Annotated in this window: 18 protein-coding genes and 1 other RNA gene; 4 read left to right on the top strand and 15 right to left on the bottom strand. The window is 70.8% G+C overall.

Translation table 11 applies throughout. The annotated features are described in order from the left end of the window. Positions 1-272: 272 nt before the first annotated feature. From ACZ7J0_RS24105 to ACZ7J0_RS24085, 5 genes are all read right to left on the bottom strand, one after another. On the bottom strand, positions 273-2,618 hold the full coding sequence (locus ACZ7J0_RS24105) for a HelD family protein (protein WP_470890557.1): 2,346 nt from the start codon (positions 2,616-2,618) through the stop codon (positions 273-275). 73 nt (positions 2,619-2,691) lie between these two features. Continuing rightward, positions 2,692-3,465, bottom strand: coding sequence for a zf-HC2 domain-containing protein (locus ACZ7J0_RS24100; RefSeq protein ID WP_470890555.1), 774 nt, complete (start codon positions 3,463-3,465; stop codon positions 2,692-2,694). Continuing rightward, positions 3,462-4,049, bottom strand: a complete 588-nt coding sequence (locus ACZ7J0_RS24095; RefSeq protein ID WP_468710880.1) for a sigma-70 family RNA polymerase sigma factor — start codon at positions 4,047-4,049, stop codon at positions 3,462-3,464. Before ACZ7J0_RS24095 ends, ACZ7J0_RS24100 begins: the two co-directional genes overlap by 4 nt. Positions 4,050-4,185: 136 nt before the next feature. Next, entirely contained in the window at positions 4,186-4,740 is a 555-nt protein-coding gene (locus ACZ7J0_RS24090; protein ID WP_470890553.1) for a CGNR zinc finger domain-containing protein, read from the bottom strand. 77 nt (positions 4,741-4,817) lie between these two features. Then, positions 4,818-5,330, bottom strand: a complete 513-nt coding sequence (locus tag ACZ7J0_RS24085) for a GNAT family N-acetyltransferase (RefSeq protein ID WP_470890551.1) — start codon at positions 5,328-5,330, stop codon at positions 4,818-4,820. A 123-nt stretch (positions 5,331-5,453) separates the two neighbouring features. Between ACZ7J0_RS24085 and ACZ7J0_RS24080 the strand changes: the two genes are divergently transcribed. Beyond that, entirely contained in the window at positions 5,454-5,939 is a 486-nt protein-coding gene (locus ACZ7J0_RS24080; protein WP_470890549.1) for an anthrone oxygenase family protein, read from the top strand. A 109-nt stretch (positions 5,940-6,048) separates the two neighbouring features. Here the strand turns inward: ACZ7J0_RS24080 and ACZ7J0_RS24075 are convergent, their stop codons facing one another. The 3 genes from ACZ7J0_RS24075 to ACZ7J0_RS24065 all read right to left on the bottom strand — a co-directional run bounded on the left by ACZ7J0_RS24075 (position 6,049) and on the right by ACZ7J0_RS24065 (position 9,722). Next, positions 6,049-7,194, bottom strand: a complete 1,146-nt coding sequence (locus tag ACZ7J0_RS24075; protein ID WP_470890547.1) for a uroporphyrinogen-III synthase — start codon at positions 7,192-7,194, stop codon at positions 6,049-6,051. A gap of 75 nt (positions 7,195-7,269) precedes the next feature. Continuing rightward, positions 7,270-8,622: a nitrate/nitrite transporter gene (locus ACZ7J0_RS24070; protein WP_470890538.1), complete on the bottom strand. Its 1,353-nt coding sequence runs from the start codon at positions 8,620-8,622 to the stop codon at positions 7,270-7,272. Between the two features lie 128 nt (positions 8,623-8,750). After that, the gene (locus ACZ7J0_RS24065) at positions 8,751-9,722 is read right to left on the bottom strand and encodes a LysR family transcriptional regulator (RefSeq protein WP_470890536.1); all 972 of its coding nucleotides are present in this window, start codon (positions 9,720-9,722) and stop codon (positions 8,751-8,753) included. Between the two features lie 122 nt (positions 9,723-9,844). Here ACZ7J0_RS24065 and ACZ7J0_RS24060 point away from each other — a divergent pair, with 122 nt between their 5' ends. Together ACZ7J0_RS24060 and ACZ7J0_RS24055 are read left to right on the top strand one after the other, a co-directional pair. Next, positions 9,845-11,089, top strand: coding sequence for an MFS transporter (locus tag ACZ7J0_RS24060; protein ID WP_470890766.1), 1,245 nt, complete (start codon positions 9,845-9,847; stop codon positions 11,087-11,089). Between the two features lie 97 nt (positions 11,090-11,186). Continuing rightward, positions 11,187-11,609 (top strand): hypothetical protein, encoded by a 423-nt coding sequence (locus tag ACZ7J0_RS24055; RefSeq protein ID WP_470890535.1) that lies wholly within the window; start codon positions 11,187-11,189, stop codon positions 11,607-11,609. Between the two features lie 81 nt (positions 11,610-11,690). Here ACZ7J0_RS24055 and ssrA read toward each other — a convergent pair. The 5 genes from ssrA to ftsE form a co-directional block, all read right to left on the bottom strand. Continuing rightward, positions 11,691-12,083, bottom strand: a transfer-messenger RNA (tmRNA) gene (gene ssrA / locus ACZ7J0_RS24050). A 100-nt stretch (positions 12,084-12,183) separates the two neighbouring features. Beyond that, on the bottom strand, positions 12,184-12,672 hold the full coding sequence (gene smpB, locus ACZ7J0_RS24045) for an SsrA-binding protein SmpB (protein WP_468710892.1): 489 nt from the start codon (positions 12,670-12,672) through the stop codon (positions 12,184-12,186). Between the two features lie 18 nt (positions 12,673-12,690). Continuing rightward, positions 12,691-13,869, bottom strand: a complete 1,179-nt coding sequence (locus tag ACZ7J0_RS24040) for a S41 family peptidase (protein ID WP_470890533.1) — start codon at positions 13,867-13,869, stop codon at positions 12,691-12,693. A gap of 67 nt (positions 13,870-13,936) precedes the next feature. Next, positions 13,937-14,854, bottom strand: coding sequence for a permease-like cell division protein FtsX (gene ftsX, locus ACZ7J0_RS24035; RefSeq protein WP_468710895.1), 918 nt, complete (start codon positions 14,852-14,854; stop codon positions 13,937-13,939). Between the two features lie 28 nt (positions 14,855-14,882). Continuing rightward, the gene (ftsE, locus tag ACZ7J0_RS24030; RefSeq protein WP_468710897.1) at positions 14,883-15,572 is read right to left on the bottom strand and encodes a cell division ATP-binding protein FtsE; all 690 of its coding nucleotides are present in this window, start codon (positions 15,570-15,572) and stop codon (positions 14,883-14,885) included. Between the two features lie 234 nt (positions 15,573-15,806). On the opposite strand from ftsE, the gene ACZ7J0_RS24025 reads away from it, so the two are divergent. Continuing rightward, the gene (locus tag ACZ7J0_RS24025) at positions 15,807-16,001 is read left to right on the top strand and encodes a hypothetical protein (protein ID WP_470890530.1); all 195 of its coding nucleotides are present in this window, start codon (positions 15,807-15,809) and stop codon (positions 15,999-16,001) included. A 71-nt stretch (positions 16,002-16,072) separates the two neighbouring features. Here ACZ7J0_RS24025 and ACZ7J0_RS24020 read toward each other — a convergent pair whose 3' ends face one another. Together ACZ7J0_RS24020 and prfB are read right to left on the bottom strand one after the other, a co-directional pair. Beyond that, positions 16,073-17,131 (bottom strand): hypothetical protein, encoded by a 1,059-nt coding sequence (locus ACZ7J0_RS24020; protein WP_470890528.1) that lies wholly within the window; start codon positions 17,129-17,131, stop codon positions 16,073-16,075. 407 nt (positions 17,132-17,538) lie between these two features. Next, positions 17,539-18,645 carry a peptide chain release factor 2 gene (gene prfB / locus ACZ7J0_RS24015; RefSeq protein ID WP_470890526.1) on the bottom strand — a complete coding sequence of 369 codons (1,107 nt, stop codon included), beginning with the start codon at positions 18,643-18,645 and terminating at the stop codon, positions 17,539-17,541. Positions 18,646-18,760: the final 115 nt, after the last annotated feature.

Raw genomic sequence — 18,760 nt, 5'->3', positions numbered from 1 at the left:
ACGAGAAGTGATGATGAAACAGAAGAGGTCCGCGCCACCGGAGCGGTGACGCGGACCTCTTCTGTATGTACGTACCAAGTGGCACCGACCCGCCATGCTCGCCTCGCGGCAAGTGGTCGCTCTGAGCGACGAAGGTTGGGCCCGGGGGCTTGGATCGAGCCGGTGCCACCTACAGGCTAACAAACCACCCCGGTAAGTGATTCCTTCCTGACGAGTTGACTCGCCGTCCTGACGCGAAGGCCCGGACGGGAGCAGCGGGAAGGCCCCCGGGATCAGTCCCTGAGCAGGTCCGGAACGCCCGCCGCGTCCGGCTCGTCGCGCTGCCCCGAGACCACCGTCAACTGCTGTGTGGCGCGGGTCAGCGCCACGTACAGCACCCGCAGACCGGCCGGTGACTCGTCCGCGATCTCCGCCGGCGAGACGACGACGGTGGCGTCGTACTCCAGCCCCTTCGCCTCCAGGCTGCCGAGCGCGACCACCCGTTCGCCCAGACCGGCGAGCCAGCGCGCCGCCTGCTCGCGGCGGTTCATGGCGACGACGACGCCCACCGTGCCGTCCACCCGGTCCAGGAGGCGCTGTGCCTCCTCGCGGACCAGCTCGGCGAGGTCCCCGCCACCCGTGGCCACGAACCGCGGCTCGACGCCCGTGGAGCGGACCGCGCGCGGCGACTCCTTGCCGGGCATCGCCAGGGCCAGCACCTTGGCCGCCAGCTCGGCGATCTCGGCCGGGTTGCGGTAGTTCACCGTGAGTTCGAAACGGCGCCTGGGACGGGTCCCCAGGGCTTCGTCACGGGCCTCGGCGGCCTCGTCCGGCGTCGACCACGACGACTGGGCCGCGTCGCCGACCACGGTCCAGGTGGCGTGCCGGCCGCGCCGGCCGACCATGCGCCACTGCATCGGCGTCAGGTCCTGCGCCTCGTCGACGATGACATGGGCGTACTCGGTGCGCTCCTGCGCCAGCCGCTCGGCCCGCTCGCGCTGTGTCTCCTCGCGTACGGGCATCAGCTCCTCCAGACCCGTCAGCTGGTCCAGCGGGTCCAGGTCGCGCCGCTTGCGGGGCCGGGCCGGGGCGCCGAGGAGCAGCTCCAGCTCGTCCAGGATCGCGACGTCATGGACCGACAGGGCGTCGCGGCGCAGCGAACGGGACACCCGGCGCACCTCGCCGGGGTTGAGGATCCGGCGGGCCCAGCGGCCGAGCCGCTTCTCGTCCGCCATCGCGGCGAGCACCTGGCGGGGGGTGAGCTCGGGCCACCAGGCGTCGAGGAAGGCGAGGAAGCTGTCCTCGGAGGTGATGTCCTCGTCGAAGGAGGAGCGGAGTTCGGCGGCGAGCTCCGGGTCCGTGTGGCGGGTGCCGGCGCCGGACTTGGCGTACAGCGCGTCGAGGAGCAGCCTGCGGGCGCGCGGGCGCAGCAGGTTGACGGGGGCGGAGCCGCCGAGGACGTTGTGGCGGATGCGCTGGAGTTCGTCGTTCTCCAGCTCCAGACGGCGGCCGAAGGCGACGACCCGCAGCCGGGTGGGTGTGCCGGGGGCGCCCTGGGGCTCCTCGTCCTCGCCGAGGGCGAGCTGTCCGGTGCGTCTGGGGGGCGGTGTCTCCAGCGCCCCACGGGCGGCCTTGCGCAGCACCTTCAGCATTCGGGAGGAGCCCTTGAGGCGGGCGACGGCCGGATCGTCGTACGCGGTGGCCTCGACGCCGTCGACCAGGGAACCGACCGCGCGGATCGCGACCTGCCCCTCCTCGCCGAGGGACGGCAGGACGCCCTCGGTGTACGAGACCAGCAGCGGAGTCGGCGAGACGATCAGGATGCCGCCGGCGTACCGCCGCCGGTCCTGGTAGAGCAGGTAGGCGGCCCGGTGGAGGGCGACGGCGGTCTTGCCGGTGCCGGGCCCGCCCTCGACGTAGGTCACCGAGGCGGCGGGCGCCCGGATGACCATGTCCTGCTCCGCCTGGATGGAGGCCACGATGTCGCGCATGGTGTGCCCGCGGGCCTGGCCGAGAGCGGCCATCAGGGCGCCGTCGCCGATCACCGGGAGGTCCCGGCCGCCGAGGGTGGCCTTCAGCTCCGGACGCATCAGGTCGTCCTCGACGCCGAGGACCTTGCGGCCCTTGGAGCGGATGACCCGGCGGCGGACCACTCGGCCGGGATCGACCGGGGTGGAGCGGTAGAAGGGCGCCGCGGCGGGCGCGCGCCAGTCGATGACCAGCGGCGAGTAGTCGGAGTCCAGGACGCCGATGCGGCCGATGTGGAGGGTCTCCGCGATCTCGGCGGTGTTGTCCCCGGCCACGGCGTCCTCGGCGGGCTCGATCGAGGTGTACGCCCCGTCGGGGCCCTTCTTGCCGTCCTTGCCGCGCAGCAGATCGATCCTGCCGAAGAGGAAGTCCTCGAATTCGTTGTTGAGCCGGTTCAGATGGATACCGGCCCGGAACACCTGCGCGTCGCGCTCGGCGAGCGCGCCGGGCGTGCCGACCTGGCCGCGCTTGGCGGCGTCGTTCATGAGGAACTCCGCCTCGTGGATCTTCTCCTCGAGGCGGCGGTACACCTGGTCGAGATGGTCCTGCTCGACACCGATCTCGCGGTCCCGGACCGTATCGACCACACCGTCGGCTTCCTGCGTGGCCACCGAGGCCCCCTTCTGACGTGCACTGGGCAGCCGTCGAGCGTACGCGAAGGGGGCGGCTCTGTCAGGCTCCGTCTCAGGCGTCGACCTCCACGAGGCGTTTGCCATCGAATGTACGCACTTCGAAGTGGTCGATGTCGTTGCGGTCCATCGCCGCGCCGCCGTGGACGTACAGCGGGTTCCTGGCCATCTCCTCGGAGGCTCCCGGGATGCCGTAGCCCCACTTCGGGACCGCCCAGGAGGTGACGATCTCCTCCTCGCCGTTCTTGGAGACGGCGACGAGATTGCACTTCAGCGGACCCTTGACGTTCTTGAGCTCCAGGACGGCGTGGGTGCCCCAGCCCTTCTTCTCCATGCCGACGGTGGCACTGACCTTGGTGGTCGCGTCCGTGGCCCGGACCTTCTCGTCCATGTGGTTGAAGAAGGCGTCCTCGGCGGGGCTGGTGGGGTGCGGGTCGGCGCCGGCCCGGTTCTCCGTACCGCCTCCGGACGTGGCGACCACGGCGACGACGGGGCCGCCGATGATCAGGGCCGCGGCGGCCGCGACGAGGTACCTGGTGCGGCGGCGGCGCTGGGCGCGCTTGACGGCGACCTCGTCCACGAGCCGGTCGAGGAGCGGCGGACCCGAGGTGGGTGCGGGCGCGACGGGACGTACGACGGGCGGCGGACCGGAGGCGTCCGCGAGCATGGCCAGCATCGGTTCGATGCCGGCGAATTCGTCCAGGTGTGCCGCGCAGAGCTCGCATCCCGCCAGATGCGCCTCGAAGGCGGCGGCGTCGGCGGCGTCCAGAATGCCGAGTACATACGCACCCGCCGCGTCGTGGACCGATTCGTGTTCGTACGTCGTCATGCCGAGACCCCCCTCTCCTCCAGCGCGAGCTTCATGGAACGCAGTGCGTAGAACACGCGGGACCGGACGGTCCCGCTGGGTATGCCGAGCGTCTCGGCTGCCTCATTGACCGTACGCCCCTTGAAGTACGTCTCGACCAACACTTCCCGGTGGGCCGGGGTCAAATCGTCGAGCGCATCTGAGAGCGTCATGAGCCACAACGCCTTGTCGATCTCGTCCTCCGCGGGCATGACCTCGAGCGGCGACGGATCGACCTCCTGCGGCCGGGCCTGCCGGCTGCGGTGGCCGTCGATGACGATGCGACGGGCGACCGTCACCAGCCAAGGTCGGACAGAGCCGGTGGCCCGGTTGAGCTGACCGGCGTTCTTCCAGGCACGGATGAGCGTCTCCTGTACGACGTCCTCGGCGCGCTGGCGGTCGCCGGCGACGAGTCGGAGTACATAGGCGAGCAAAGGGCCGGCGTGCTCGCGGTAGAGCTCACGCATCAACTCCTCGTCGGGGACAGAGGGGTCGAAGCGTGATGCCTGACTGCGATGCCGGGCCCTGTGCGGACGGTCATCGGCCACGGCGGCATCCTTGCGCACCTGAACCTCCTGGTCGAGACCCTGTCTGACTGCTTGTCCCCCATGACTACGGAGACGGACGGGAATCGACTCAACGGGCACGAGGATTTTTTCGAAGGGTGGCGCCGGGTCCGGCGGACGCCGCCGCAGCCGGCCTTCAGGCCCGCGCCGGGACGGCGCTGTGCCGCCGGCGGTGGCGGGCGACGCGCTCGCGGTTGCCGCACACCTCGCTGGAGCACCAGCGGCGGCGGAGCCCGCGGGACATGTCGAGGTAGCAGCGGCGGCAGTTGTCCCCTTCGCACTGCCGCAGACGCCCCCGCGCGACGGGATCGGTGAGCAGGTCGACGGCGTCGCGGGCGACGGCGGCGAGGAGCGCGAGGCAGTCGGGTTCGCCGCTCAGCACCCGCACGAGCAGGCCCGATTCCGTACGGACGGCGCGGGGCGCGGGCGGCGCGGCGGCCGCCGCCAGCGTGTTGAGTCGCTCCAGGGCGGCGTCGGCGCACCGGCCCTCGATCTGGGCGCCGACCAACTCGCCGACACAGTCCCGCAGTTCCCGGAAGCGTGCGACCCAGCAGGCGTCGAGGGCGCGGAGCGGGGTGGTGGCGGGTACGAGTCCGGCCGCCCTGAGCCACTGGTCGAGCGCGTCGGTACGGTCGAGCTCTTCCGCCGCCAGATCCAGGCAGATCCGCCCGGAATCGAAAGTCAGCGCCATGTACCTGTCACCGCCTCGGGGTCACCGTCGGGTGTACCGACCAGAGTGCCCGCCGTGGGCGGCGACCGGAACCCCCGCTACCCGAGCGGCGGCGGGTCGTCGTGCAGGATCCGCTGGAAGAGGTGGTGATCGCGCCACTCGCCGTCGATGTGCAGATAGCGGGGCGCTGTTCCGTACCGCTCGAACCCGCTCTTGGCGAGGACCCGTTGGGAGGCCGTGTTGTGGAGCACGGTCCCGGCTTCCAGGCGGTGCAGGCCGAGGTCCTCGCGCGCGGCGCGGCACACCTCCCCGACGATCCGGGTGGCGAGCCCGCGGCCGGTGTACCCGGCGTCGACCCAGTAGCCGAGGCTCCCGCTGCGGAACGGGCCGAGGGCGATGCCGGAGAGGGTGGCCGCGCCGACGATCGCCTCTCCGTCGACGGCGAACCAGCGCACGGAGGCGTCGGCCAGGCGGCCGGCCTGTCCCTCGGTGGTGAAGTAGGCCTCGGGCCGGTGCGGCTCCCAGGGGCGCATGTGGGCGCGGTTGCGGGTCAGGGCGTCGGCGAGGGCGGGTGCGTCGGACGGGCGGGCGCCCCGGATCTGAACGGTCATCCGATCACGCTATGGGCCCGGAGCCGTGCCCGCGGACCTGGACGCAGACGTATGCGCCTGCGACGCTCGCCCATGGTCACGGACCGTCGCCACCGATTGAATGATCACATGACAAAAACGGCCATGACACGGACCACGAACGCGGTACTCACGGCGGCGACGGTGACGACGGGACTGACGGCGGGCATTTGGTTCGCCTACGCGTGCTCGGTGATGCCCGCCCTGGGACGAAGCGACGACCGGGTCTTCATCGAGGTGATGCAGAACATCAACGACGTGATCCAGAACCCGGTCTTCTTCGCCGTCTTCTTCGGCGCGCTCGTCCTGTCGGCGGTGGCGGCCTGGCAGCTCCGCGCGACCCCGGTGACCCGCTGGACCCTGGCGGCACTCCTGCTCTCCGTCGCGGTCCTGGTGGTCACCTCGGCCGTGAACGTGCCGCTCAACGACGCACTGGCCGCCGCCGGCCCTCCCGGCGCGATCGCCGACCCGGCGGGCGTACGGGACCGCTTCGAGGCCCCGTGGACGGCCTGGAACACGGTTCGGGGCGTCCTGTCGACGGCGTCCCTGCTGTGCCTGCTGCGGGCGGCGGGCGGCCTGCGCCGGGCGTGACCGGGCCGGGCGGCCCCGCGCCGGGCCTGACCGACCGGGAGGCGGGTGGCCCGGCCGGGCCGGGCGCCGAAGGCCCTCCGCCGCGTTCAGCCCTCCCCCTGGGGGCCGTTCAGGCGTCCACGTCCCCGTACTTCGTCTCCGCCGCCTGGTCCAGGGCCAGTCGGTACCCCCGCTTGACCACTGTCTGGATCAGCTTCGGCGCCCCCAGCGCCGTCCGCAGCCGGGCCATCGCGGTCTCCACCGCGTGCTCGTCGCGCCCCGCCCCCGGCAGCGCCCTGAGCAGGTCCCCCCGGGAGACCACCCAACCGGGCTGCCGGGCCAGCGCGTTGAGCAGCGCCATCCCGGCCGGCGGCACCGGTCGCAGCTCCCCGTCCACCAGGACGGCGTGGCCCCGGATCTCCACCTTCCGCCCCGCCACGGGAAAGGTCCGTGCTCTGGCGGGCAGTTCCTGGCACAGCACCTGCACCAGGGGCCCCAGCCGGAAGCGCTCCGGCTGGAGCGTGTCAACACCATGGGCCTGGAGCGGCAGGGCCGTGACCGGCCCCACGCAGACCGCCAGCACGTCGTGGCGCAGCGCGTCGAGCAGCTCCGGCAGGACCCCGCGGCTCTCCGCCCGGGAGAGCAGCGAGGCGGCCGCCGGCGCGCTGGTGAAGGTGACCGCGTCCAGCGACCGCGACAGCGCGGCGTCGAGGAGCCGGTCCAGCGGGCCGAGCTCCTCGGGAGGCATCCACCGGTAGACGGGGACGCCCACGACCTCGGCGCCGCCCGCCCGGAGCGCCTCCACGAAGCCGGGCAGCGGCTCCCCGTGCAGCTGGAGGGCGATGCGGCGGCCCGCCACGCCCTCCCCGAGCAGCCGGTCGAGCACCTCGGCCATGGACTCCGAGGACGGCGACCACGCCTCCGTCAGCCCGGCCGCCCTGACGGCGCCCTTGACCTTGGGGCCCCGGGCGAGCAGTTCCACCCCGCGCAGGCAGTCGAGGAGCTCCTCGCCGTAGCCCCAGCCGTCGGCCGCCTCGACCCAGCCCCGGAAGCCGATCGCGGTGGTCGCGACGACGACGTCGGGGGCCCGGTCGATGAGTTCCTTCGTGGCGGCGAGCAGTTCGGTGTCGTCCGCGAGGGGCACGATCCGCAGCGCCGGACCGTGGACGACGGCCGAGCCGCGGCGCCGCAGGAGCGCGCCCAGCTCGTCCGCGCGCCGCGCCGCCGTGACTCCGACGGTGAACCCCGCGAGGGGACCCTGCTCTTGCTCGTACATGAGAGCTGAGCCTGCCGGTGACACGTGACAGATTCGGTTCGTCTGTATTTCTCCGCCGTTACGGACCACTCCCGATCACACCTCGGCGTAACCGACCTGCGGCTTTTCCTCCGCCGCGGCCGCCGTGGCGGGCACCTCGACGGGCCGCCGAAGGTATACCGCGTAGGTGACGGCGATGCACGCCGCGTAGAAGGCCAGGAAGCCCACGAAGGCGGAGGTTCCCGTTCCGGCAGCCTGGAACGACTGCCGGAAGGCGAGGTTGATCCCCAGTCCGCCGAGCGCGCCGACCGCCCCGATGAGGCCCATGGCGGCCCCCGAGAGCCTGCGGCCGTACGCCTCGGCCTCCTCGCCCGCGAGCCCCTTGCGGTGCCCCTGGGCCAGGAAGATGGCCGGGATCATCTTGTACGTGGAGCCGTTGCCGAGCCCGCTCAGGACGAACAGTCCGATGAAGCCCACGAGGAAGACGCCCAGCGACTCGATGGCGGACGCGTAGACCACCACACCGGTCGCCGCGGCCATCGCGGCGAAGGTCCAGACGGTGATGCGGGCGCCGCCGTACCGGTCGGCCAGCGAGCCGCCGACGGGCCGGATCAAGGAACCGAGCAGCGGCCCGATGAAGGTCAGCGAGGCGGCCTGCAGCGGGGTGCGCCCGAACTGGGTCTGCAGCACGAGCCCGAAGGCGAAGCTGTAGCCGATGAAGGACCCGAAGGTGCCGATGTACAGGAACGCCATGATCCAGGTGTGCCGGGCCCTGACGGCCTGCCGGGCGGCGCCGGTGTCGTTCTTCACCGGCGCGAGGTTGTCCATGAAGAGCGCGGCGCAGAGCGCGGCGACGACGACCAGCGGGATGTAGACACCGAGGACGATCCGGGGGTGGGTCGCTCCGGCGGTGCTGATCACCAGCAGTCCCACGAGCTGGACGACCGGCACGCCGATGTTGCCGCCGCCCGCGTTGAGACCGAGCGCCCAGCCCTTCTTCCGCAGCGGGAAGAAGGCGTTGATGTTGGTCATGGAGGAGGCGAAGTTGCCGCCGCCGACGCCGGTGAGCGCGGCCACCACGAGGAAGGTGGTGTACGACGTGCCGGGCTCCATCACCGCGTACGCGACACCGGTCGGCAGGAGAAGCAGCAGGGCGCTGAAGATCGTCCAGTTCCGGCCGCCGAACCGCGCGACGGCGAAGGTGTACGGGACCCGGATGACCGCGCCGACCAGGGTCGCCGTGCCGATGAGGAAGAACTTCCCCGCCGGGTCGATGCCGTACTGGGGCCCCATGAACAGGACCATCACGGACCACAGGCTCCAGATCGAGAACCCGATGTGCTCGGACAACACGGAGAACAGCAGATTGCGCTTGGCGATCCGCTCCCCCTTCTCACGCCAGAAGGTCTCGTCCTCCGGCTCCCACCGCTCGATCCACCGGCCGCCCATCAGGTACCTCCACGGTGTCGGGCCCGGAACGTGCAGAGCTCCGGGCCTTCTGGAACCTCGTGGGACCGACGCTAGGGATGCCTCGTTTCAGCCCGGTGGCAGGAAGTGACCCCTGCGCAACCTTGCTCTCACGCAGGGCCGGGCGTGGCTGTGAGACCGGGGTCGTCCGCCGGCAGCCAGGCCTCCGGCGGGAGGCGCAGCCAGTCCTCGCGGGCCCCGAGCTCCGCGGCCGCCGCGCGCAGGGCGTCGAGCCCGGGGTGGCGCAGCCCCCTGCGCCAGACCAGGAAGACCGGGGAGAGGGGTACGGGGTCGGTGAGCGGCCGCAGTGCGCACCCGGGGAGCTCGGGGAAGTCGACCGTGGCGAGGACCGGGCTGCGGGTCTTGGCCATCACCCGCCGGAACTCCTCCTTGCCGATCGCCACCGGCGCCGGAGGGGCGATGGCGATCCCCCGCCCCTCGAAGAGCCGGGCCGCCAGACCGGTCCATTCCAGCGTGCCGGGGTTCCCGGCGCCCGCGTAGACCGACTCCCCGGCGAGCGCGTCCAGCGGCACCTCGGCGCGGTCGGCGAGCGGATGGTCCTCGGGCAGCAGCACGGCCAGCGGTTCGTACCGTACGAGCCGGCACCCGAGCCCGGCCCGCACCGCGGGGGCCAGCCCGCCCGCGTATCCGAAGGAGACGTCGAGCCGCCCGGCGAGCATCCCGGCGGCGGCGCCGGTGAGCCCGCTTTCGAAGCGGGCCATCAGCTCGCACTGCGGCGCGAGCTCCCGGGCGCGGGCGAGGACCCGGCCGGAGATCATGCCCTCGGTGTTGAGGTCGACGAGCAGCGGCCGCGAGGCGTCGGCGAAGGCGGCGCCCAGCTCGTCGTGCGCGTCCAGGACCCGGCGGGCGTACGGCACGAGCCGCTCCCCGTCCGCCGTGAGGGCCACCTGCCGGGTGGTCCGTACGAACAACTCGGCGCCCAACTCCCGCTCCAGCCGTCGGATGTCGCGGCTGAGTGCCTGCTGGGCGACATAGAGGCGCGCGGCGGCGCGGGTGAAGTGCAACTCGTCGGCGACGGCCAGGAAGGCGCGCAGAAGACGCGGATCGGTGTCGGAGGCCACTGGCGCATTCAACAGCGTGGGCTTTGACAACGCGAGTGCGTTAATGGCGAGGCACCAGGTGTTGGACCGGCGCGTACCCGAGCGCCGACTCTTGATCCATGCCGCAGACGACCACCTCACGCATGACCATCACGGGCGGGACCCTCGTCCTCGCCCCCCGCTTCGAGGCGGCCGCCCTGCCCCGCGGGCGGGCCGTCGCCCGTCCCCCGCGGCTCCCGGGCCCCTACCGTCGGCTGTTCTCCGTACCGGGAGCCCGGGCCTTCACGCTCGGCAATCTCATCGCCCGGATCCCCATGGGAATGTTCAGCGTCAGCGCCGTCATCATGATCGCCGGGGCGTACGGCTCGTACGCGCTGGCCGGGGCGGTCACCGCCACCGGGCTCGCCGCCACCGCGCTGGTCGCGCCGTGGACCGCGCGTCTGGTGGACCGGTACGGGCAGGCCCGCGTCGCCGTGCCCGCCACGGCGGTCGCGGCCCTCGGATCGCTCGCGCTGCTGCTGTGCGTGCGCTACGAAGCACCCGCGTGGACGCTGTTCGCCGCGTACGCCGCGACCGCGACGACTCCGAACACCGGCGGCATGTCCCGCGCCCGCTGGGCCCACCTCCATCGGGGCGATCCGGCGGCCCTGCACACCGCGAACGCCTTCGAGCAGGCCGTCGACGAGCTGTGCTTCATGCTCGGCCCGGTGCTCGCGGCCTTTCTCTGCGCCGCCCTGTTCCCTGAGGCGGGCACGCTGGGCGGCGCGGTCCTCCTGCTCACCGGTGTCGTGGTCTTCGCCGCGCAGCGCTCGACCGAACCGCCCGTCGCACCCCGGGCCTCCACGCCCTCACCGGTGCGCGTTCCGGGGATGCCCGCGCTGCTCGCGGTGTTCCTCGCGACCGGCGCGGTCTTCGGATCGATGGAGGTCGTCACGATCGCCTTCGCGGACGGCCCGGCGGCCGGCCCGGTGCTGGCCCTGCAGGCGGCCGGTTCGTGCGCGGCGGGCCTCGTCTACGGCCGGGCCCGGCGCGGCGCGCGGCTGCGGACCTGCCTCGCCGCGATGACGGTACTGATGGCCCTGCCGCTGCTCGCCGCCGTCACGGGCTCGCTGCTCGCGGTGGCCGGCGGTCTGCTGCTCGCCGGGATGGCGACCGCCCCGACGATGATCACGGCCATGACGACGGTTCAGCGGCTCACCCCGCAGGGGCAGTTGAACGAGGGCATGACGCTCGCGGTCACCGCCATCCTCGGCGGCATCGCGGTGGGCTCGGCGACCGGCGGCTGGACGGTCGAGCACGCCGGCCCGGTGCCCGGCTATCTGGTCCCGGTGTCCGCCGCGGCCCTGGCGCTCGCCCTGGCCGCACTTGCCCTCCCCCGCCGCGTATGAGGGCCCCCCGGGGGCGGTACGCTGCACCGCCCCCAAGCGGGGGCGATCATTCCGCTCTTCCCCGTCCCCACCCTTACTCCGCTCATTGGAGGGCCCCATGGCCGTCAAGAAGGCCACCATCCAGCAGCAGGTCGCCGCCGCGATCGCGCAGGCCAATCCGGCCGACCGCCCGGTCGTCACGATCCAGGCCATCGCCGGCCCCAGTGTCTGGCTGATGAGCATGCTCGGCCTGATCGGCCAGGCGTTCCTCACGTACTACTTCATCACCGTGACCGAGAAGGCCGTCGTCATCCACAAGGCGGACCGGCTGAGCAACCGCCCCAAGGAGATCGCCTACGCGCTCACCTTCGACGAGGTCACGGGCGCCGTCGGCGACATACGCCGCAACGCCGTCTGGAGCTCCTTCCGTCTCCAGCTGCCCGGGCAGGCGGAGCCGGCCCGGATGAACGTGCACCGCCAGTGGCGCGGCGAGATGGACGAGCTGCTCACGCTGCTGACGGGCCGGCCGCAGAGCGTCTGACCTCCGGCGGACACGACGAAGGCCCGGCTGCCATGACGGCTGCCGGGCCTTCGTCAACGCTATTCAATTGGAACATGGGATGAGTGGAGATGGCGGGAATCGAACCCGCGTCCAACGGTGCAGAAGCAGGGCTTCTCCGAGCGCAGTCCGCTGCGATTTTCTCGGCCCCGGAGATCACGCGGACAAGTCTCCGACGGGCTCAGTCACTGTTTGATTTCCCTCCAGCCCCCGTGACCGGAGCTAGAGGTTTAGATCCCTGAATGACGCCAGGAACCGGGACGGGATCAAGCCCGGGCTGACGCTCCTCACAGAGGCTTCTGTTCGTTACCTAAAATTAGGCAGCGAGGGCGAAGCGGGAGTTATCGCTCTTGGAGTTGGCGATTATTGGTTGCGACACGTGGTTAACGAGATCATTGCCGCTTCCTCGGCTCGCTTCCCCTGCATCGACATCCGCTGTCGAAACCGATCATCCCCATGTTGTTTTTTCAAAGCAGTGCACCCGCTGTGAGGTGCAGGACCCATCGTACGTGACCAACGGACGACGGTGCCAGCGTATTCCCGCCGGGGCGGCGAGCTAGGCGCTCCGCTGCTTGCGCTTGACGGCGGCGATCGCCCGGTTCGTCTCCCGCAGGTCCTGCTTCTCGCGCAGCGTCTGGCGCTTGTCGTACTCCTTCTTGCCCTTGGCGAGCGCGATCTCGATCTTCGCCCGACCCTCCTTGAAGTACAGCACCAGGGGCACGATCGTGTGACCCGACTCCTGCGCCTTCGACTCCAGCTTGTCGATCTCGGCGCGGTGCATCAGCAGCTTCCGCTTGCGCCGCGCGGAGTGGTTGGTCCAGGTGCCCTGCGCGTACTCCGGCACGTGCACGTTGTGCAGCCATGCCTCGTTGCCGTCGATCTGGACGAAGCCGTCCACCAGCGAGGCCCGCCCCTGGCGCAGCGACTTCACCTCGGTACCCGTGAGCACGAGGCCGCACTCGTAGGTGTCCAGGATGAGGTAGTCGTGCCGCGCCTTCTTGTTCTGCGCGATGATCTTGCGCCCTGTGTCCTTTTCCTTAGCCATAGTGCGGTCATTTTCGCACTACGACCGGCCCCCGAGGCCACTCAATACTGTCCGGGCCCGCGCCTCGGCCCGTCCGCTCACCACCAGGTCGGGGGTGATGCCCCGGCCGTCGACGCTGTGGCCGGCCGGGGTGCGGTAGTGGCCGACGGTCAGCTCGGCGACCGAGCCGTCGGGAAGCTGGCTCGGCATCTGCACGGATCCCTTGCCGAAGGTGCGGGACCCGACCGTGACGGCCCGGCCGCGGTCCTGGAGAGCCCCGGTGAGCAGCTCGGCTGCGCTCATCGTGCCGCCGTCGACGAGCGTGACGACGGGCCGCCCGGTGTCCCCGCCCGCGTCCGCGTACAGGGCCCGCTGCTCGCCGTCGATGTCGTACGTGGCGACCAGACCGCCGTCGAGGAACGCGGAGGCGGCCAGGGCTGCCTCGGCGACCAGTCCGCCGCCGTTGCCCCGGAGGTCGAGGAGGACACCGGCACCGGGCGGGGCGCCGCGCACCGCGTCCCGTACCCGCTCTCCCGCGCCCTTGGTGAACGCAGCCACCTTGATCATCACGGCGTCGCCGTCGAGGCGCCGGACGGTGACCGGCTCGGTGGTGAGCCGGGCCCGGCGCAGCGTCTCGGTCCAGCCGTGCCGGCCGCGCTCGACGCCGAGGACCACGGACGAGCCCGGCGCGGCGGCCGTGCCGCCCGCGTCGCCGCGGAGCAGGGCGACCACCTCGGAGACGGGCCGCCCGTCCACACGGCGGCCGTCGACCGTACGGATGCGGTCACCGGGCCGCAGCCCCGCCCTGGCGGCAGGGCCGCCGCTCTGGACCCTGGCCACTTCCACGCGCCCGCCGTCGCCCTTGCGGGCGGAGAGCCCGACGCCGGTGTAGGCGCCGCCGAGGGCCTGCTCGAACTCCTCGTACTCACTGGGGGCGTACACCGCGCCCCAGCGGTCACCGCTGCGGCTGACGAACTCCTCGGCGGCCTTCGTACCCGACTTCCCGTCCGCGACGGCGTCGGCCGCGGCACGCGCGAGTGCCTCGCGGTCGACCGTCGCACCGGTGACCCGCGCGGGGGCCAGACGCGCGGCCGCGGGCTCCTGACGGGGCAGGCAGTTGGTCACGGCGGCCGTCGCGAGGACACCGGCGAAGACCAGCGTGAGAAGAGCCCCGCGGCGGACACCGCGGGGCCGCATACAGGAGTCGGGACCCGGCATGTCGCCCACTGTAGGACAAGCGAAAGGCGCCGTACGGTCGTTGACCGTACGGCGCCCGGGGCGCATGTCACACCTTGAGGTACTTGCGCAACGCGATGAACGCGGCCATGGCGGGCATCAGCAGACCGATCGCGATCACCAGGGGCAGCTTGGCCAGCACGGCGTCCCAGCCGATGAAGTTGACGAGCTGCATCTTGTCGGCGAGCGCCAGACCGTGGTCGATCAGGAAGTACCGGCCGACCAGCAGCATCGCGCAGGCGACGGCGCCACCCAGCAGACCCGCGAAGGCGGCCTCCATGATGAACGGCATCTGGATGTAGAAGCTGGACGCGCCGACCAGCCGCATGATGCCGGTCTCACGGCGCCGGCTGAACGCCGACACTCTCACCGTGTTGACGATCAGCATCAGCGCGATCACCAGCATCAGCGCCATCACACCCAGCGCGGCCACGTTCATGCCGTTCATCAGGGAGAAGAGGTTCTCCAGGATGTTGCGCTGGTCCTGGACCGACTGCACGCCGTCGCGGCCCGCGAAGGCGGTGGCGACCACCTTGTACTTCGACGGGTCCTTCAACTTCACCCGGAACGACTCCTGCATCTGGTCCGGGGTGATGGTGGAGGCGATCGGCGTGTCGCCGTACTGCTCCCGGTAGTGCTTGTACGCCTCGTCGGCGGACTCGTGGGTGACCGTCTCGACGATGGTCATCTTCTTCAGGTCGGCCTCGATCTGCTCCTTCTGCTGACCGGTGACCGCGCCCTTGGCGCACTTGGGCGTGGTGCCCGCGTCACTCTTGTTGCAGAGGAAGATGGAGACGTTGACCTTGTCGTACCAGTAGTCCTTCATCGTGCTGACCTGCTCGCGCATGAGCAGCGCGCCGCCGAAGAGGGCGAGCGAGAGGGCCACGGAGACGATGACGGCGAACGTCATCGTGAGATTGCGGCGGAGACCGACGCCGATCTCGGACAGTACGAACTGAGCGCGCATGCGACTCTTTCAGCCTTTCCTCTACAGCTCAGTGCTGGTAGCCGTAGACGCCGCGCGCCTGGTCGCGTACGAGACGGCCCTTTTCGAGCTCGATGACGCGCTTGCGCATCTGGTCGACGATGTTCTGGTCGTGGGTCGCCATCACCACAGTGGTGCCGGTGCGGTTGATCCGGTCCAGCAGCTTCATGATGCCGACGGACGTCTGCGGGTCGAGGTTGCCGGTCGGCTCGTCCGCGATCAGCAGCATCGGCCGGTTGACGAACGCGCGGGCGATGGCGACGCGCTGCTGCTCACCACCGGACAGCTCGCCCGGCCGGCGGTCCTCCTTGCCACCGAGACCGACGAGGTCGAGGACCTGCGGTACGGCCTTGCGGATCTCGCCGCGGGGCTTTCCGATGACCTCCTGGGCGAACGCCACGTTCTCCGCGACGGTCTTGTTGGGGAGGAGCCGGAAGTCCTGGAAGACGGTGCCCAGCTGGCGGCGCATGTGCGGCACCTTCCAGTTGGAGAGCCGCGCCAGATCCTTGCCGAGGACGTGCACCATGCCGTGGCTGGCGCGCTCCTCCCGAAGGATCAGCCGGAGAAAGGTGGACTTTCCGGAGCCGGAGGAGCCCACCAGGAAGACGAACTCGCCCTTCTCGATCTCCAGGGAGACATCCCTGAGCGCGGGGCGGTTCTGCTTCGGATAGGACTTGGAGACGTTGTCGAATCGGATCACGGGTGCACCACGGTCGGCCGGGAGTAGGTGTGCGTGACCATACGCGAACGGAGATGACCCGCGCAGTCGCCGTCCGCGCTTGCGTGCTTTATCCTTTATGCCCCCCGGAACGGAACGGGCGTAATCCGACGGGGCGCGCCGAAAACCGTGGGAGCTGGCACAGTGGTAGGGGGAACGGTTGCGTTGCCCTGAGCGTTGTGCGGACGGAACCGCCACGCGGGAGGAGGAAAGCGCATGACCTATGACCGACTGGTATGCGCCAACTGTGCGGCCCCGGTCGCCGAGGGCCGCTGCCGTGTGTGCAGGGCGAACCGTGAGCGCCTTCAGCAGCAGGGCCCGCTGGGCGGCCTGTCCCCCGCGGCGCTGCTGATGCTCCTGGTGGTGCTGGTCGCGGCGGTGGCACTGCTGGCGACCCACCAGACCGCGTAGATCCGGACGAACGCAAGGGCCCGGGTCGCCGATCGGCGACCCGGGCCCTCCCATGCGCTGTGTCCGCCCGATTACGCGGCGGTACGGCCACCGGCGACGAGGCGCGGCAGCATCCGGAAGCCGATGCCTCCGGCGATCATCGTCGCGGCCCCGATGAGCAGGAACGAGGTCTCGGCGGCGCCGGTCTCCGCCAGCTCCTCCTTGGCCTTGCCCTGCTCGACCGGCTGGGAGCCGGCGTTGTTGGGTCCGGGGTTGTTGTCGACGCACTCGGCACCATCGAGGTCGACGGTGCAGGTGCCGGGGTTACCGGTGGTGCCGTTGGACGCGTTACCGGTGGTGCCCGTGGACGCGTTACCGGTCGTGCCGGTGGACGTACCCGTGGACGTGCCGGCCGACGTACCGGTGGAGGTACCGGCCGAGGTGCCCGTCGACGTACCGGTGGAGGTGCCCGTCGAGGTACCGGTCGAGGTGCCCGTGGAGGTGCCCGTCGAGGTACCGGTCGAGGTACCCGTGGAGGTGCCCGTCGACGTACCGGTCGAGGTACCCGTGGAGGTGCCCGTCGACGTACCGGTCGAGGTACCCGTGGAGGTGCCCGTCGACGTACCCGTCGACGTACCCGTGGACGTACCGGTCGAGGTACCCGTGGAAGTACCGGTCGACGTACCCGTCGAGGTGCCCGTCGACGTACCGGTCGACGTACCCGTGGAAGTACCGGTCGACGTACCGGTCGACGTACCCGTGGAAGTACCGGTCGACGTACCGGTCGAGGTACCCGTGGACGTACCGGTCGACGTACCGGTCGAGGTACCCGTGGACGTACCGGTCGACGTACCGGTCGAGGTACCCGTGGACGTACCGGTCGAGGTACCCGTGGACGTACCGGTCGACGTACCGGTCGAGGTACCCGTCGTGGTGCCGATGGTGGTGTTGCCGTCGCTCGTGCCGCCCTGGGTGTCGTTGATACCCAGGCCCACCTCGACGCTTCCGTCCTTGGCCTCGACCTCCGCGCTGATGCCCGCGACCTCGATACCGACCGCCTGAGCGGCACCCGCCGCCGTCAGCGAAGCACCGGCCGCGATCACCGCACCGGCGGTTATCCGCGCGAAGCGGACCCGCGTGTTTTTGGTCATTTTGCCTGCTACCCCCAGTAGCTCATTCGTCATTGGAGCAGCGCTCGGGGCCGCAGGCATCGGGGGCGGCGTACTGACCCCCGTCCACACACGCCCCAGCAATGCGCATGCCAGGCGCCAGCCTTCCCAGTTTCCCCAGGCCAGTCAAGGCGGTTGCGCGTGCGATGCCCGGAATCACCGCACTTGCCTGGCGTGCGGGGATGCAACTGTGACGAAGACGCGGAACTTCCGCCTCCCCAACGCCAGTTCCCTTGTCGACAAAGCGAGCCGCAAAGCAACATTCCCCTTGCGCCAGCGAATTCACCCCACCCACACGAACGGCGCCGGAACTCCCCAGGGAGCCCGACGCCGTCCGGACGCGTAAAGCGGGTGCTGCTGCCCCTACTTCGCCTGCGTACTTCTGTCGCTTACTTCTCCTGCTGCTTGCGCCAGCGGATTCCCGCCTCCAGGAAGCCGTCGATCTCGCCGTCCAGCACCCCCTGCGGGTTGCCGACCTCGAACTCCGTCCGCAGGTCCTTCACCATCTGGTACGGGTGCAGGACGTACGAACGCATCTGGTTGCCCCAGGAGTTGCCGCCGTCGCCCTTGAGGGAGTCCATCAGGGCCTGCTCCTCCTGGCGGCGGCGCTCGAGGAGCTTGGCCTGGAGGACGTTCATCGCGCTGGCCTTGTTCTGGATCTGCGAGCGCTCGTTCTGGCAGGAGACGACGATGCCGGTCGGCAGGTGCGTGATGCGGACCGCGGAGTCCGTGGTGTTGACGCCCTGACCACCGGGGCCCGACGCGCGGTAGACGTCGATGCGCAGCTCGGTCTCGTCGATCTCGACGTGGTCGGACTGCTCGACGACGGGGAGGACCTCGACGCCGGCGAAGGAGGTCTGGCGGCGGCCCTGGTTGTCGAAGGGGGAGATGCGCACCAGGCGGTGCGTGCCCTGCTCGACCGAGAGCGTGCCGTAGGCGTAGGGCGCCTTGACGACGAAGGTGGTCGACTTGATGCCGGCCTCTTCCGCGTACGACGTCTCGTACACCTCGGTGCCGTAGCCGTGCCGCTCGGCCCAGCGCAGGTACATGCGCTGGAGCTGCTCGGCGAAGTCGGCGGCGTCGACGCCACCGGCCTCGGCCCGGATGTTCACGAGCGCCTCGCGCTCGTCGTATTCACCGGAGAGGAGCGTGCGGACTTCCATCTCGTCCAGCGCCTTGCGCACCGAGACGAGCTCGGACTCGGCCTCGGCGAGGGTGTCGGCGTCGTCCTCGGCCTCGGCGAGCTCGAAGAGGATCCCGAGATCGTCGATCCGGCCCCGGAGCGCCTCCGCCTTGCGGACCTCGGCCTGGAGGTGCGAAAGCTTGCTGGTGATCTTCTGCGCCGCCTCCGGGTCGTCCCAGAGGGACGGGGCCGCGGCCTGCTCCTCGAGCACGGCGATGTCTGCCCTCAACTTGTCGAGGTCCAGTACGGCCTCGATCGACCCCATGGTCGAGGAGAGGGACTTCAGCTCTTCGGATACATCGACGACTGCCACGCGTCCAGCGTAACGGGTGGCGGCAATGGAAATCCCGGCCCGCTTGATCACGGAGCCTGCTTTCCGTGGCAAAGCGGCCTCCCTGGCCCCCGAGGGGACGCAGGGGGCCGCTCGG

The sequence above is a fragment of the Streptomyces sp. NPDC038280 genome, assembly GCF_055600045.1.
This window is presented reverse-complemented; position numbering and strand designations above follow the sequence as displayed.

Excerpts from the sequence above, each read along its gene's own strand:
- ACZ7J0_RS24025 (WP_470890530.1), top strand. The coding sequence starts at position 15,807 with ATGACCTATGACCGACTGGTATGCGCCAACTGTGCGGCCCCGGTCGCC.
- ACZ7J0_RS24040 (WP_470890533.1), bottom strand. The coding sequence starts at position 13,869 with ATGCCGGGTCCCGACTCCTGTATGCGGCCCCGCGGTGTCCGCCGCGGG.
- ACZ7J0_RS24075 (WP_470890547.1), bottom strand. The coding sequence starts at position 7,194 with ATGTACGAGCAAGAGCAGGGTCCCCTCGCGGGGTTCACCGTCGGAGTC.
- ACZ7J0_RS24055 (WP_470890535.1), top strand. The coding sequence starts at position 11,187 with ATGGCCGTCAAGAAGGCCACCATCCAGCAGCAGGTCGCCGCCGCGATC.
- ACZ7J0_RS24100 (WP_470890555.1), bottom strand. The coding sequence starts at position 3,465 with ATGACGACGTACGAACACGAATCGGTCCACGACGCGGCGGGTGCGTAT.
- ACZ7J0_RS24080 (WP_470890549.1), top strand. The coding sequence starts at position 5,454 with ATGACACGGACCACGAACGCGGTACTCACGGCGGCGACGGTGACGACG.
- smpB (WP_468710892.1), bottom strand. The coding sequence starts at position 12,672 with ATGGCTAAGGAAAAGGACACAGGGCGCAAGATCATCGCGCAGAACAAG.
- ACZ7J0_RS24070 (WP_470890538.1), bottom strand. The coding sequence starts at position 8,622 with ATGGGCGGCCGGTGGATCGAGCGGTGGGAGCCGGAGGACGAGACCTTC.
- ACZ7J0_RS24085 (WP_470890551.1), bottom strand. The coding sequence starts at position 5,330 with ATGACCGTTCAGATCCGGGGCGCCCGCCCGTCCGACGCACCCGCCCTC.
- ACZ7J0_RS24090 (WP_470890553.1), bottom strand. The coding sequence starts at position 4,740 with ATGGCGCTGACTTTCGATTCCGGGCGGATCTGCCTGGATCTGGCGGCG.
- ACZ7J0_RS24060 (WP_470890766.1), top strand. The coding sequence starts at position 9,845 with ATGACCATCACGGGCGGGACCCTCGTCCTCGCCCCCCGCTTCGAGGCG.
- ftsX (WP_468710895.1), bottom strand. The coding sequence starts at position 14,854 with ATGCGCGCTCAGTTCGTACTGTCCGAGATCGGCGTCGGTCTCCGCCGC.
- ACZ7J0_RS24020 (WP_470890528.1), bottom strand. The coding sequence starts at position 17,131 with ATGACCAAAAACACGCGGGTCCGCTTCGCGCGGATAACCGCCGGTGCG.